We start from the raw sequence: 13586 nt of genomic DNA, 5'->3' as shown, positions 1-13586 counted from the left end.
GGTGAATGAATTGGAATTAATTATTAATGGAGAAAAAATACAAATTCCTGCTAATGAGTCAACTGTTGCGGAGTTATTGCAAGCATTTTTAGCTTACATCAGAAAGTCGTGATTGTGGAATTAAATGATGAAATTTTAGAAAAAGAATATCAGAATGAAACGCGTTTGTCAAATGGAGACAAAGTTGAGATTGTACATTTTGTAGGAGGCGGATGATATGTTAAAAATTGGTTCTTATGAATTTTCTTCAAGATTACTATTAGGTACTGGGAAATATTCAAGTTTCGATGTTCAGAAGCAAGCAGTGGAGATTTCAGAGACTGAAATATTAACATTTGCAGTTCGGAGAATGAATATTTTTGAAGCTAGCCAACCAAATTTTTTAGAAAAGCTTGATTTGAAAAAATATACACTTCTTCCCAATACAGCAGGAGCTAAAACGGCCAAAGAAGCTGTCCGAATAGCTCAGCTTGCCAAGGCGTCTGGGCTTTGTGACATGATAAAGGTAGAAGTGATTGGTTGTCAAAAAACACTATTGCCTGATCCGATTGAAACACTAAAGGCAGCAGAGGAATTAGTAAAGCTAGGTTTTATAGTGTTACCATATACTTCTGATGATGTGTTACTTGCTAAACGTTTAGAAGAAGTAGGATGTCATGCGATTATGCCTGGAGCTTCTCCAATTGGATCAGGCCAAGGTATTATAAACCGACTAAACTTACGATTTATTATTGAACAGTCCAATGTTCCGGTAATTGTTGATGCTGGAATTGGAACACCATCGGATGCAACGATTGCCATGGAATTAGGGGCAGATGGTGTATTGCTTAATACAGCTGTATCGGGTGCCAAAGATCCAATCAAAATGGCGAAAGCAATGAAGCTTGCTATTGAATCAGGGCGCTTAGGGTATGAAGCAGGGAGAATTGAAAAAAATGAGTACGCTATAGCAAGCAGTCCAGTTGAAGGAATGAGCATTGGATGAATGAACGTTATTCACGCCAAGAACTCTTTTCACCAATTGGAGTCGAAGGGCAACAGAAAATTTCTAAGAAACACGTTTTGGTGATTGGAGCAGGGGCTCTCGGTACGGGAAGTGCTGAAGGACTTGTGCGAGCAGGAATTGGAAAACTGACCATTGTTGACAGAGATTATGTGGAGTGGAGTAATCTTCAAAGACAGCAACTTTATTGTGAGGAAGATGCTGAAAAAAGAATGCCAAAAGCAGTGGCGGCGGAGAATCGATTGAAAGCGCTAAATTCAGATGTAATTGTAAAATCACATGTGTTGGATGTGTCAGTGGAGGAACTGGAGCGACTCGTTGACAGAGTCGATTTAATATTGGACGCCACCGATAATTTTGATACAAGGATGCTGATTAATGATATATCACAAAAATTCAAAATTCCATGGATTTACGGAGCGTGTGTGGGGAGCTATGGAATAAGTTACACAATTGTCCCAGAAGTAACTCCATGTTTGAATTGTTTGCTGGAAACGGTTCCAATTGGTGGATTAACCTGTGATACGGCTGGAATTATTAGTCCCGCCGTTCAAACGGTTGTTGCTTATCAACTGACTGAAGCATTAAAAATTCTTGTGGAAGATTATGATTCCCTTAGAAATAAAATCGTTTCATTTGACCTTTGGAAAAATGAGCATACAGCCATAAATGTAAAGAAATTAAAAAAAGACAGCTGTTTGTCATGTGGGTCAAAGCGAACCTACCCACACCTTTCTTATCTAAATAAAACAAAAACAGCGGTTTTATGCGGGAGGGAGTCTGTCCAGATTCGCCCAGCAATGAAGTTTGAAAGAGATTTAGTGCAACTTGAAAAAAATCTGCTTGCTCAAGGTGGTAAAATCGTTCGAAATCCATATTTACTTTCATTCACAATCGGGCCTCATCGATTAGTTGTTTTTAAAGATGGTCGGGCCCTGATTCATGGAACAAAAGAAATCGCAGAAGCAAAATCGTTGTATCATCGCTATTTAGGCTAAATTATTGCAGTCAGTAAAATGAAAATTCACACTGAAAGAGTGTTAGGCAAAGATGTGCTATCCGTTTATTTCAAGCTATCAATCACCCATAAAACTAGCATATATTTACCTCCGATATTATTGCTTAGGTGGTCAAGTAGGGGATGGAAACCTTGTTAAGCGTGAAAAGCCTACGTCTTTGTCTGACATCAGTGTGCCTTTTTCAGGTTCATTGAACCAAAGAAATAAAAGAGTTTCTGCATAACAAAACGAATTTAGCAGATATCCTTTTTCTCCTAGTTTTCAACCTATGCTAGTCCTACTTATTTAAAACCTCTCATATCACTGCTGACTAATCCTCTATACACTTGCCGTGTACCTTTCTTATATAAAAAAGCTAGGGAAAGCTGGTTTACTTTCTTCTATTAATAAGACGCAAAAGGAAATCTTATTAGATGAGATGCATGTAGAAGAGGAAACAGCTAAAGTATGCATAACTACAGCTTTTTGTATCTGGTGCCACCTTGCTGCAGTTACGTATATCCGTAACTAATAATGAAGTGATAAAAAGTAAATTGGTGTCATCTTTTGAGAATGGGAACTGTTAGGTGCAACAGGACAGTCTATCTTGTTGAAATATTAAGCAGGGCTTGAAAAGCTGAACTTAAGCGCAGAACCTACAGAAGGCGGCTATATTCTTAAAGGTGTTCTGGCGTCTGTTTCAAACCTTGGTATAATCATTGGTTCGGATTAATAGCAGGTGTCAACGAAAATAATCGTATTCTGGGTGTTATCTGAAGATGCTGATACATTTGTGGAGCAGATTCGTCCGGCATTCATAGCTTACCAAATTCCTCTCGGTCTGGGGGTTACCCAAGTGCTAATATCCGCCTTAAAGCGGAATACTTAACAATTAAAGCCGTTCAATCAAGTATGATGCATAACGGGAGTGCCGGTTATTTAAAAGACAGTGCACCATCACGTCGCCTTCGTGAAGCATATTTCTTCGCTAACTTGACAGTTGACACCAACAGTGAAACATTTGGAAAAAGTCCTAAATGGATAACGAAATCCCCCAAGATTATAGCCTTATACTCAAGTGCAGAGATATATCTGGGTAATTAATGCGTACCCAAAAAATATTAAAAGATTAGTCCGGACTATTTTGAATCCAGCATTTGGTCATTCTGTGAATTAGAAAAAGTATGTAAACAAAAGCGATGTCGACCCTTTAAGGCGGCACCGCTTTTGTTATGGAACGAATATATAAGCAGAACCGTTTACATATCGTGACTGCTATTATGTTTCTGACGGGAGTGCTGTCTATTTTTTACCTTATGAGAACCGCTTAGCGGGGCAGGTTGACCTGGGTTATTACCTTTAGGTGCATTTTTTCGAATATCTTTACCATCATTTTTGTTCATGTGCGATCCCTCCTACACCTTAAGATAATCAATCGGTGAAAAATTATTCATATACATATATTTGTATACCTCGTACATGCTATGGATGGATACTAATTAAGGAGATGAATCTAATGCAGGATAAACAAGATAAGCGGAGGACTTTTCAAGAAGCTCAGCAAAGCCATCAACAAGTAACTGATATGTACTCAGCCATTGAAAAAACGGCGCCGAATTACGGAACAGAATTGAAACATGTGAAGCAGGAAGTAAATGAGGCCTTTCAGCAAATACAATCAGCTTTAGTCACCGCTTCTGAGCATCAGCGAGAACAATTAAAACAATTTGAACAGGATATTCAGGCAATTGTAAATGAAGTCAATTCAGACGATTATTGATTTCTATACCTGAAGGCACTAGTAGAAGCGCTTTTTCCCTGTTTTTAGAATAGAATAGGCTTTTTGAAGAATGCAGTTCATCTGCATTTTCAAAAAGCCTTTACTATTTAATGCTAGAATAAGGAAATTATTGGTTTTTCTTTCGTTTTTTATTATTTTGCCTTTGGATCTCGGTTAACGGTGGTTCATTTCCTAATTCATCATGGTAACCCGCTCCATTACCCTGTGCTTTTGCAGCGTTCATTCCGGGTATTACATGATTAGCCTTTTGTTTTGCCATTTCGACACCTCCACTCATAGAGTGTGATAATGGTGAATGATTATGTATGCATTACTAATATGTTTTATTGGAATAATTTATCAGGTATATAATTAGAACATTTTAGAAAAACAACATGCAAGTAAGGCTTCCCAAAAGCACTTTAATAAATAAAGGAGATTTTTCTATAAGTCAAACTTATCAAAAACAATAACTTTCTTGTTATTTACTTATACTCAATTCTATATTAGTATTAAGTCGAAGGAAGAGTTAGGGTGGGAGAACAGAGAGAAAATTCGACAAACTAACTTTTTTACTTATATTTATAGTAGACATGGTTTCAGTGAACCAGGTTTTACTTTTATGTGCAGAATAAGTTCTGACAGTTTAATAGGGGGTAATATTCATGACGAAAAATGACGTATACCAAGCGCGTAAATCCTTTGAAATTGAAGGGGAACGCTACAACTACTACAGCCTAGACGCTATTGAAAAAGCAGGGGACGGCCAAGTATCACGCCTTCCATATTCCATTAAAGTCCTACTTGAAGCAGTACTTCGCCAAGTAGACGGAAGAGTAATCACAAAAGAACACGTTGCGAACCTTGCTAAATGGGGAACAAGCGAGCAACAAGATATAGATGTTCCGTTCAAGCCTTCACGTGTTATCCTACAAGATTTCACTGGTGTTCCAGTTGTTGTAGATTTAGCTTCTCTACGTAATGCATTCGCTGCACTTGGTGGAGATCCTGATAAAATCAACCCGGAAATTCCAGTTGACCTTGTAATTGACCACTCTGTACAAGTTGATAAAGCAGGTACAATTGATTCTCTTGATGCCAATATGGATCTTGAATTCGAACGTAATGCAGAGCGTTACCAGTTCCTAAGCTGGGCTCAAAAATCATTCAACAACTACCGTGCGGTTCCACCAGCAACTGGTATCGTTCACCAAGTTAACCTTGAGTACCTTGCGAACGTAGTACATGCGGTTGAAACTCCAAACGGCGACTTTGAAGTATTCCCTGACTCTGTATTCGGTACAGATTCACATACTACAATGATCAACGGTATTGGTGTTCTTGGTTGGGGTGTCGGCGGTATCGAAGCAGAAGCAGGTATGCTTGGACAGCCTTCATACTTCCCAGTACCAAAAGTAGTTGGTGTGAAACTAACTGGTCAACTTCCTAAAGGAACAACAGCTACTGACCTTGCATTGAAAGTAACTCAAGTTCTTCGTGCACACGGCGTAGTTGGTAAATTTGTTGAGTTCTACGGCCCTGGAGTAGGATACCTTCCACTTGCTGACCGTGCAACAATTGCTAACATGGCTCCTGAATACGGTGCTACAGTTGGTTTCTTCCCAGTTGATGCAGAAGCCATCGATTACATGCGCTTAACAGGCCGTGATGAAAAACAAATTAAAGTTGTTGAATCTTACTGCAAAGAAAATGGATTGTTCTACTCTCCTGAAAACGAAGATCCAGCTTACAATGATGTTGTGGAAATCGACCTTTCAGCAATTGAACCAAACCTTTCAGGCCCTAAACGCCCACAAGATTTGATTCCACTTTCTCAAATGAAACAATCTTTCCATGATGCTATCAATGCACCTATGGGTAACCAAGGTTTCGGCATGGACAATTCTGAATTAGATAAAGAAGTAACTGTTAAATTTGCCGATGGTAAAGAAACGGTAATGAAAACAGGCGCGATCGCAATTGCTGCAATCACAAGCTGTACAAATACTTCTAACCCATACGTAATGCTTGGAGCAGGTCTTATTGCTAAAAAAGCAGTTGAAAAAGGCTTGACTGTTCCGGATTATGTAAAAACATCATTAGCACCAGGTTCTAAAGTTGTTACTGGTTATCTTCGTGATGCAGGTCTTCAACCATACCTTGATCAATTAGGATTCAACGTAGTTGGTTACGGATGTACAACATGTATCGGTAACTCAGGTCCATTAGCGGACGAAATCGAAGCAGCAGTTGCTGAAGCAGATCTACTAGTAACTTCAGTACTTTCTGGTAACCGTAACTTCGAAGGTCGTATTCATCCACTAGTGAAAGCAAACTACCTTGCTTCTCCAACTTTGGTTGTGGCATATGCACTTGCAGGTACTGTGGACTTCGATCTTAACAATGATTCACTTGGTAAAGATAAAGACGGCAACGATGTGTATCTTGCTGATATCTGGCCATCACAAGAAGAGGTTAACGCTGCTGTTAAAGCAACAGTTACACCGGAATTATTCCGTAAAGAATACGAAACAGTATTCAACGATAACAAACGTTGGAATGAAATCCAAACAAGCAACGAAGCAATTTACGCTTTCGATTCTAAATCAACATACATTCAAAATCCTCCATTCTTTGAAGGATTATCACCAGAACCAGGTTCAGTTAACCCACTTTCTGGCTTGCGCGTAGTAGGTAAATTCGGTGACTCAGTAACAACTGACCACATTTCTCCTGCAGGTGCTATCGGTAAAGATACACCAGCTGGTATCTACCTTCGTGAAAACGGTGTGAAACCACGTGACTTTAACTCTTACGGTTCTCGTCGTGGTAACCATGAAGCAATGATGCGTGGAACTTTCGCTAACATTCGTATCCGTAACCAAGTTGCTCCAGGTACAGAAGGTGGTTACACTACTTACTGGCCAACAGGCGATGTAATGGCTATCTATGATGCTTGTATGAAATACAAAGCTGATGGAACAGGTCTTGCAGTTATTGCTGGTAAAGACTACGGTATGGGAAGCTCTCGTGACTGGGCTGCAAAAGGTACTAACCTTCTTGGCATCAAAACAGTTATCGCTGAAAGCTTCGAACGTATTCACCGTTCTAACCTTGCGTTAATGGGTGTTCTTCCTCTTCAATTCAAAGAAGGCGAAAACGCTGAAACACTAGGATTAACTGGTAAAGAAGCGATTGCTGTTAAAATCGACGAAACAGTTAAACCACGTGATATCGTAACAGTTACAGCTACTGATGAAGCTGGAAACGTAAAAGAATTTGATGTACTTGTTCGTTTCGACTCTGAAATCGAAATCGACTACTACCGTCACGGTGGTATCCTTCAAATGGTATTACGTAATAAATTAAAAGGCTAATTTAAGCTTTTGAGAAGCGGCAAACCTACATGCTAGGTTTGCCGCTTTTTTTGTGTCAAGATTATGAAATACTGGAATAATATATAGTGATTTTTATTAATAACGCTTTTCTGAATATGCATTTATTGATAAGATGGAAGAGGTTAGTGGAAATGGAAGTAAGTTGTTCTATTTCTGGAATTGAACAAATATTATATTGTAATGGGACTAGGGGGACGAGTATGCTTAAAAAAATTATTGCCTCGGTGGTCTTACTGTCACTGTTTACGATAGCAATCGTGCAAGCGATGGATAATAAACCGGATAAAAATGCTGAAAATGATTCCCTGGGCGGACTTAAAATTGGTGCAGCGGCACCAGATTTCTCCCTAAAGACGCTCGATGGCAAGCAGGTTAATTTGTCGGACTATAAAGGGAAAAAAGTAATGCTGAACTTCTGGGCTACGTGGTGCCCGCCTTGTAAAAAGGAAATGCCAGATATGCAGAAATATTCGCAACAGGCAGGAGAAGATGTCGTCATTCTAGCTGTCAACATTGATCCGGAAAATGATGTACGAGCATTTGTTGAGGATAATGGTATCACTTTTACCATTCCTTTAGACAGTCAGAGTGCAAAAAACCCGGTAAATGAGCGTTATAAAATTCTTAGTATTCCGACGACGTACTTTATCGACAGTAAGGGTATTATCAGAAATAAAGTTATTTCAGCGATGCGACTTAAAGATATGGAACGAAACATCAATAGCATCAATTGACGGAATCCTTATGGGGTTCCGTATTTTTTTATATAGTGGTTATTGATTTAGCTTATATGTAACAAATTTGTCATAAATTAATTGAAAAATCAAAAAAATATTAAAAATAAGGTTACTGCCTATGAAAAATGGGTTAAAGTATAGAGGGTGATATAAAGGGGTGTTTATAAATATAAATAACTGATAATTATGACAATTGAAAGAATTCGCACCATATAGTCATAATTTTACGTTAATTGGGTAATGCTGAACATTATATTATGAACAAGTAGGTGAAAAACATGAAAAAAAGAAAACGGACGTTTGAAGAATTGATTAAAGAAAATAAAAAAGAATTGTTGATGGACGTTAAACAAATGGAAAGACTTGAGGAACGACTTGAGAAAAAACATATGCAAAAGGCTGAATAACCTTTGCAAGGGCTTTCTTTCGAAAAAAAAGAGCCAGTACATTGAAGTTTTCTTCAAAGTGCTGGCTCTTTTTCGGTTTAGTTTAAAAAATATAGTGCCTTTTCAAAAACTGGCACTCATGAATTTCAGCTTTTTTAACAATGATAAGGTAAGGAGGCGATTAAAAATGGGTAATCCTAAAAAAGATTCTAAACACTTCAGACCAAGCCATCTTGGTACACAGCCGAGAGCGGCAGGAGGAAATAACGGAAAGCAAATGCAGGACAAATCTGGTAAGCATGCTCAGGTTATTCAAACAAAAGGCGAATAAACTGCTTTTAATTAAATACTTGTAATAATATTATGTAAACTATTTACAAAAAAATAACATGATTTGAGGCGATAGAAAATGGGCTCATTTAAACACAATCAAGACAACAGATTGGATAATGTTGAAAAACTTCAGGATGCAATTCAGAATACAGAAGAGAACATAAAGGCTGCAAATGAAACAATGTCACTCTCTTCATCAGCGGATAAAGAGGCGATAAGGGCCAAAAACGACCGAAGGAAAGAGAGTATTGCTGGCATGATGTCAGAAGTAGAAGATGAACAACAAGCTCGTGAAAGAGGTTATAAAACCGATAATCAATTAGAATAAATAGAAAGGGGGAGAAAGAAGGTTCTTTCTCCCCCTTCTTTTATGATTTTTCGTTTTTAGATGAATGGATAAAGAATGGAGAGTAGGAGATTCGCTTACATGAAAGTTAGCCGGAAGTTATGGTAAAATGTATATTGCAATAGAAATGAAAGTGGGGAAATATGATGTTGATTGCTGAAAATGAAATTGAGGTTCGATATGCAGAGACAGATCAAATGGGTGTAGTGTACCATGCTAATTATTTTGTATGGATGGAACTTGGCAGAACGAAATTAATCAATGATTTAGGGTTTTATTATGCTGATATGGAGGCGGTTGGTATCCTCTCTCCTGTTATGGATATCCAGGCTTCATATAAAATACCTGTCCGCTATGGTGATAAAGTAAAGGTAAAAACTTGGATTGAAAAATATGATGGTCTGCGTGTCATTTATGGATATGAAATCATTAACGGGGAAAATGAAGTGTCTGCAACCGGCCAGTCTTCACATGTTTGCGTTAAAAAGGACAACTTCCGACCTATATCTATTAAACGTATGTTCCCTGATTGGCATGAGGCCTATGAGCAAAATAAAAAACAGGATTAACTAATGTAATTACATAATTTGAGGTGAATTAAGGATGGCGTTTGGGATAAAACGGGTAGACGTAGTAGCCTGGAAGCAGCAAATTGATCAGGGACAAATTGCATTTCTGACTCATTATTGGCTCGATGATCGCTTTCCTGGTTGTAAGACCGTGACAAAAGTTGGGTGCAATGATTTAGAACGATTAGCAGAGTGGGGCAAAAAATACGGACTGAAAAAAGAATGGATTCATCACCGGAAGGATGGCTATTCTCATTTTGATCTATTGGGGGCTAGGCAAAAGGAAATTCTTAAAGCCGAGGATATTAATGAAAGGCTGGTCAATTGAATAGGGAATTTTGCAACAGCAGTCTACACCGCTGCTGCATGTATCAAGCACTTTTTTCGTAATGAAATTCTGGCTCAGTTAGTTTTTCATTAAAGGTGATAAGTAAATCGTGACCATCGAAGTACCAGATATCTTTTTCTTCCACATAGAAAGTAATCTTATTCAATGTAGTTGCCGCTGCCACAGCTTCAGGTTCTTCTATCATGATACCTAATGAAAAGCCGCTTTGAACGGAACTATGTCCTCCATATCTTACATAAAAGCGCAAATGAGAGCCTTCCTGAAGCTCTAACTCATCGCTATACCACTTAGCAGCTTGTTCGGAAATTGTTAGTTTCATTCAAATTCTCCTTCCCAGAGGTTCGCTATTTAAGTATAAAGTAATTATATAGCAGATGCGAATATTGTGCGCTATAGAAAGGAAATCGCTATGGAGATTATATACAATATTTGTTTTATTACTCGAAAAAAATCTGGCAAAAATGAAGTCTTAATGCTTTTTCGCAAAAAAGAGCCAAATAAACATAAATGGAATGGTGTAGGCGGGAAAATTGAACCAGGTGAAACAATCGATGAGTCGATGGAACGAGAAATTATTGAAGAAACTGGTTTGAAGGTAAAAGGACTGACCTTTCGTGGGATTGTGACATGGAATCAAACGGGAGGAATGTATGTATACCGAGCCGAAGATACCGGGGGTGGACTTCTAGCTTGCGATGAAGGAGAACTTGCCTGGAAGCCATATCAATGGGTTATGGAGGCAGATGAAGTTGTGCCCAACATAAAGTATTATCTAAGCGATATTTTACTGGATGACCCTCCATACGAATTTGCTTGTACATATGAAAACAATCTTTTACTCTCCGTTAAAAAGAAGCCATTGCCTAACATGAAAAAAAGTATTTCTCCAACTAAAATCCGCCTTTGAGCGGTTTTTTTTTGAATTCAACGGAAGTATTTATTATGTCCTTAGCTATATAACATAAATTAGCAGATGAATATTTGGAATATTGGTATTATAGTGAGTTAAGCAAGCTTTTTATAGTTCCAATAGAATATTTCGGAAACTATACAATGTGAAGATATAGTGATAGATCATCTAATTTAGAGGGGGTAGCTGATTTGCGGAAAACAGAGCTGCTAAAAGGGAGTACGGAGATGGTGCTGCTTTCACTATTAGCTCAAAAGGATATGTATGGGTATGAAATGATTGAACAGCTTAAACAGTTAAGTGATGGCTATTTGCATTATAAAGAAGGTATGCTATACCCCGCTTTAAAAAGGCTAGAAGGCAAAGAGTATCTAATAAGTTATTGGCGAGATTCTTTAGAAGGTCCTAAAAGAAAATACTATTATGCGACGAAATTGGGTGTTGCTCAATTTCAAGTTCAATGGGAAGAGTGGAACGCCTTTCAAGATGTAATCGGTAAGGTTGTTTCACCTATCTATGATCGCACACAAAAATAGCTGCAATGTCTGCAGCTATTTTGTTTTTTCTTTGGCTTCAGCCTCAGCCAGCTTTTTCAGCAAGATGGGCGTGGGCATATGCATGATTTGCTCTAATGGCATGTTGAGAGATTCGGATAACTTTAATGCAGTTTCAGTTGATATTTGTAATGGTTTCATGGCTCTTCTCCTAAAGACGATTTTTGGTTAGTTCTAGTGTAGCCTCAATGCTTCAATTATTCAATCCTTATGAGGGCAATTTGCATGAATCAATCAGTCAGTCTTTTGCTTCCGCTAGTAGGTAGGAGATTAAAAGGTGAAACGTAATACTGCTGAACATATTTAATATTAACAATGAAGTTTGTTAAAAACATAATGATTTAGAAAATTGGGAATTATTCGGAAAAGGTGTTAGGACATGCCAGGATTCTGAAGCATATGGCCAATTAATTTTAGAATAGAAATAAGCCCGTAAAGACGGGCTTTTATTTTTGTTTAAAAAAGCCAATGGCCTCCTCTTACAACCATTTTACTTTTGGTTCAGTTTTATCGATTATTCGTTTGATGTTCGCACGGTGGCGGTAAAAAATGAAAATCGTTAAAATGCCAATTACAATAATAAGAGCCCAATCATCGGTATGAAACACTAAGCTGTAAATGAGAGCTAGTAGACAAGCAATCATGGAAGATAGTGAAACATATTTGGATATGTATAAGGATATAAAGAATATGATAAGGACAATAAGAAAAAATAATGGTTCATATGCAAGGATAACACCAGCCGATGTTGCGACTGCTTTCCCACCCCTAAAGTTTGCAAAAATAGGGAACATATGACCGATTACTGCAAAAACTCCGGCTAGCAATAGATTCATTTCCACGCCTAGCATTAACGGAAGAAAAGTTGCTAGAGTCCCTTTAAGTATATCCATGATAGTTACGGTTAGCCCTGCCTTGACACCAAGTGTCCGGAAGGTATTTGTCCCGCCTAGATTTTTACTGCCATGCTCCCGAATATCGATTTTGTAAAAGGTTTTTCCGATTATTAGACCGGATGGAATCGAACCAATCAAGTAGGCAGACAGTAAAGTGATAAATGTAAGCATTCTATGACCCTTTCTTTAAAGAAAAATCTTCTTATTTTATCTCGGTTAACAGGCTGAATGTTCCTTTTATCGATATTGGACGTGGAGGAACAGCTAAAACAGCCTTTAAATACCTGATAAGCTCCTCTTATTGTAACATTTTCGTGACAAAATGGTATGGCTGTCCAAAAAAAAATCCTCTAAAAAAAGATTTTTCCTTGATGAACATACATCATTTGATATACGTTTATGTTCATATAGGGTGGAGAGGTTTATGAATTCGTTTTTTCGTAAATATAAGATATGCGGGTTACCTATAGTGTATAAATTGATGCAATCCGTGGTAGTCTGTATGAAAATAAAGGAAGTTAAGAGAGACTTACCTTTTCGAAGCAAGTTATTTCTTGTATAATTGTTTTTCTTAATAATGGTAATAGTCAGCTTTTCTCTGTAAAATATCCATGTTGAGGAATACTTTATGCGTAAGAATACATTTTATTATAAAGGGGATTGATAAAAATGATAGAAAATCCAAGCAGAGAAGAAATGGGTCAGATGTTAAAAAAATCGAAGCGCATTGCTGTTGTGGGATTATCAAATAACCCCGAGCGTACTTCTTATATGGTATCAAAAGCAATGCAGGATAGCGGATATGAAATCATCCCGGTAAATCCAGCTGTATCTGAAGTGCTGGGCGTTAAGGCCGTAAAAGCACTTAAAGATATTGAAGGACATGTTGATATCGTCAATGTTTTTCGCCGTTCTGAATTCCTCCCGGGGATTGCAAAAGAATTCGCAGAAATCGATGCTGATATTTTTTGGGCGCAGCTTGGGGTTGAAAATGAAGAAGCTTATGATTATCTAAAAGAAAAAGGTTATACTGTCATCATGGATCGATGTATAAAAGTTGAACACGCCCTTACGAAGTAAATTGGAAAGAGCGGATTTTCCGCTCTTTCTTAAAGGTATCGAAAGCTTCATCCGAAGAAATCCAATAATGCCTAGCTATGACTGGATTTGGAGAACGTGGGGGCATATCGATCATTTTAAAGAATAATTTAAGCGAAATAGTAAAAGTGTATTTGCCAAATGAAAAATTACCGCTACAATTAGAACGGTAGCTAAGATACGTTTACAAAACTAACAAGTTCTAACGGATGGTGCTAACGCTAATAAA

Annotated in this window: 20 protein-coding genes; 15 read left to right on the top strand and 5 right to left on the bottom strand. The window is 37.9% G+C overall.

The window, feature by feature from the left end:
• The first annotated feature begins 108 nt into the window (after positions 1-108).
• The 4 genes from thiS (at position 109) to JFU24_RS03835 (ending at position 2890) form a co-directional block, all read left to right on the top strand.
• On the top strand, positions 109-216 hold the full coding sequence (gene thiS / locus JFU24_RS30980; RefSeq protein WP_342214663.1) for a sulfur carrier protein ThiS: 108 nt from the start codon (positions 109-111) through the stop codon (positions 214-216).
• A 1-nt stretch (position 217) separates the two neighbouring features.
• Entirely contained in the window at positions 218-985 is a 768-nt protein-coding gene (locus JFU24_RS03845) for a thiazole synthase (protein ID WP_057214788.1), read from the top strand.
• A complete protein-coding gene (locus tag JFU24_RS03840; protein WP_201224708.1) occupies positions 982-2001 on the top strand; it encodes a thiazole biosynthesis adenylyltransferase ThiF in 1020 nt (339 codons plus the stop codon). Before JFU24_RS03845 ends, JFU24_RS03840 begins: the two co-directional genes overlap by 4 nt.
• 739 nt (positions 2002-2740) lie before the next feature.
• On the top strand, positions 2741-2890 hold the full coding sequence (locus tag JFU24_RS03835) for a hypothetical protein (RefSeq protein WP_201224707.1): 150 nt from the start codon (positions 2741-2743) through the stop codon (positions 2888-2890).
• A gap of 370 nt (positions 2891-3260) precedes the next feature.
• Here the strand turns inward: JFU24_RS03835 and JFU24_RS03830 are convergent, their stop codons facing one another.
• On the bottom strand, positions 3261-3404 hold the full coding sequence (locus JFU24_RS03830) for a small acid-soluble spore protein P (RefSeq protein WP_083450736.1): 144 nt from the start codon (positions 3402-3404) through the stop codon (positions 3261-3263).
• 113 nt (positions 3405-3517) lie between these two features.
• On the opposite strand from JFU24_RS03830, the gene JFU24_RS03825 reads away from it, so the two are divergent.
• Positions 3518-3781, top strand: a complete 264-nt coding sequence (locus JFU24_RS03825) for a hypothetical protein (RefSeq protein WP_116822025.1) — start codon at positions 3518-3520, stop codon at positions 3779-3781.
• A gap of 127 nt (positions 3782-3908) precedes the next feature.
• Here JFU24_RS03825 and sspO read toward each other — a convergent pair whose 3' ends face one another.
• Complete coding sequence (gene sspO, locus JFU24_RS03820; protein WP_201180781.1) at positions 3909-4061, bottom strand: small acid-soluble spore protein O; 153 nt, start codon at positions 4059-4061, stop codon at positions 3909-3911.
• A gap of 385 nt (positions 4062-4446) precedes the next feature.
• Between sspO and acnA the strand changes: the two genes are divergently transcribed.
• The 7 genes from acnA (at position 4447) to JFU24_RS03785 (ending at position 9878) form a co-directional block, all read left to right on the top strand.
• Positions 4447-7158 carry an aconitate hydratase AcnA gene (acnA, locus tag JFU24_RS03815; RefSeq protein ID WP_053345876.1) on the top strand — a complete coding sequence of 904 codons (2712 nt, stop codon included), beginning with the start codon at positions 4447-4449 and terminating at the stop codon, positions 7156-7158.
• A gap of 152 nt (positions 7159-7310) precedes the next feature.
• Positions 7311-7913, top strand: coding sequence for a peroxiredoxin family protein (locus JFU24_RS03810; RefSeq protein WP_342214662.1), 603 nt, complete (start codon positions 7311-7313; stop codon positions 7911-7913).
• 281 nt (positions 7914-8194) lie between these two features.
• Positions 8195-8323 (top strand): FbpB family small basic protein, encoded by a 129-nt coding sequence (locus JFU24_RS03805; RefSeq protein WP_081108788.1) that lies wholly within the window; start codon positions 8195-8197, stop codon positions 8321-8323.
• A 166-nt stretch (positions 8324-8489) separates the two neighbouring features.
• Positions 8490-8633: an acid-soluble spore protein N gene (locus tag JFU24_RS03800; RefSeq protein WP_201180780.1), complete on the top strand. Its 144-nt coding sequence runs from the start codon at positions 8490-8492 to the stop codon at positions 8631-8633.
• Positions 8634-8711: 78 nt separating this feature from the next.
• A complete protein-coding gene (locus JFU24_RS03795; RefSeq protein ID WP_201180778.1) occupies positions 8712-8963 on the top strand; it encodes a small acid-soluble spore protein Tlp in 252 nt (83 codons plus the stop codon).
• Between the two features lie 164 nt (positions 8964-9127).
• A complete protein-coding gene (locus JFU24_RS03790; protein WP_201180777.1) occupies positions 9128-9550 on the top strand; it encodes an acyl-CoA thioesterase in 423 nt (140 codons plus the stop codon).
• Between the two features lie 34 nt (positions 9551-9584).
• Positions 9585-9878: a hypothetical protein gene (locus JFU24_RS03785; protein WP_201180776.1), complete on the top strand. Its 294-nt coding sequence runs from the start codon at positions 9585-9587 to the stop codon at positions 9876-9878.
• 43 nt (positions 9879-9921) lie between these two features.
• On the opposite strand, the gene JFU24_RS03780 is transcribed toward JFU24_RS03785, so the two are convergent.
• A complete protein-coding gene (locus JFU24_RS03780; RefSeq protein ID WP_056526443.1) occupies positions 9922-10218 on the bottom strand; it encodes a HesB/YadR/YfhF family protein in 297 nt (98 codons plus the stop codon).
• A gap of 90 nt (positions 10219-10308) precedes the next feature.
• Here JFU24_RS03780 and JFU24_RS03775 point away from each other — a divergent pair, with 90 nt between their 5' ends.
• Both JFU24_RS03775 and JFU24_RS03770 read left to right on the top strand, forming a co-directional pair.
• Positions 10309-10806 (top strand): NUDIX hydrolase, encoded by a 498-nt coding sequence (locus tag JFU24_RS03775; protein WP_201180775.1) that lies wholly within the window; start codon positions 10309-10311, stop codon positions 10804-10806.
• Between the two features lie 194 nt (positions 10807-11000).
• The gene (locus JFU24_RS03770; RefSeq protein ID WP_242485270.1) at positions 11001-11345 is read left to right on the top strand and encodes a PadR family transcriptional regulator; all 345 of its coding nucleotides are present in this window, start codon (positions 11001-11003) and stop codon (positions 11343-11345) included.
• A 15-nt stretch (positions 11346-11360) separates the two neighbouring features.
• Here JFU24_RS03770 and JFU24_RS03765 read toward each other — a convergent pair whose 3' ends face one another.
• Together JFU24_RS03765 and plsY are read right to left on the bottom strand one after the other, a co-directional pair.
• Positions 11361-11504, bottom strand: coding sequence for a YycC family protein (locus tag JFU24_RS03765; RefSeq protein ID WP_082527609.1), 144 nt, complete (start codon positions 11502-11504; stop codon positions 11361-11363).
• Between the two features lie 338 nt (positions 11505-11842).
• A complete protein-coding gene (gene plsY / locus JFU24_RS03760) occupies positions 11843-12430 on the bottom strand; it encodes a glycerol-3-phosphate 1-O-acyltransferase PlsY (protein WP_201180774.1) in 588 nt (195 codons plus the stop codon).
• Positions 12431-12928: 498 nt separating this feature from the next.
• On the opposite strand from plsY, the gene JFU24_RS03755 reads away from it, so the two are divergent.
• Positions 12929-13339, top strand: coding sequence for a CoA-binding protein (locus JFU24_RS03755; protein WP_201180773.1), 411 nt, complete (start codon positions 12929-12931; stop codon positions 13337-13339).
• Positions 13340-13586 lie beyond the last annotated feature (247 nt).

The sequence above is a fragment of the Peribacillus sp. TH27 genome (assembly GCF_016650915.1).
Lineage (GTDB): Bacteria > Bacillota > Bacilli > Bacillales > DSM-1321 > Peribacillus > Peribacillus butanolivorans.
Note: the sequence above shows the minus strand (reverse complement) of the source record. Positions and strands in the feature narration are given on the sequence as shown.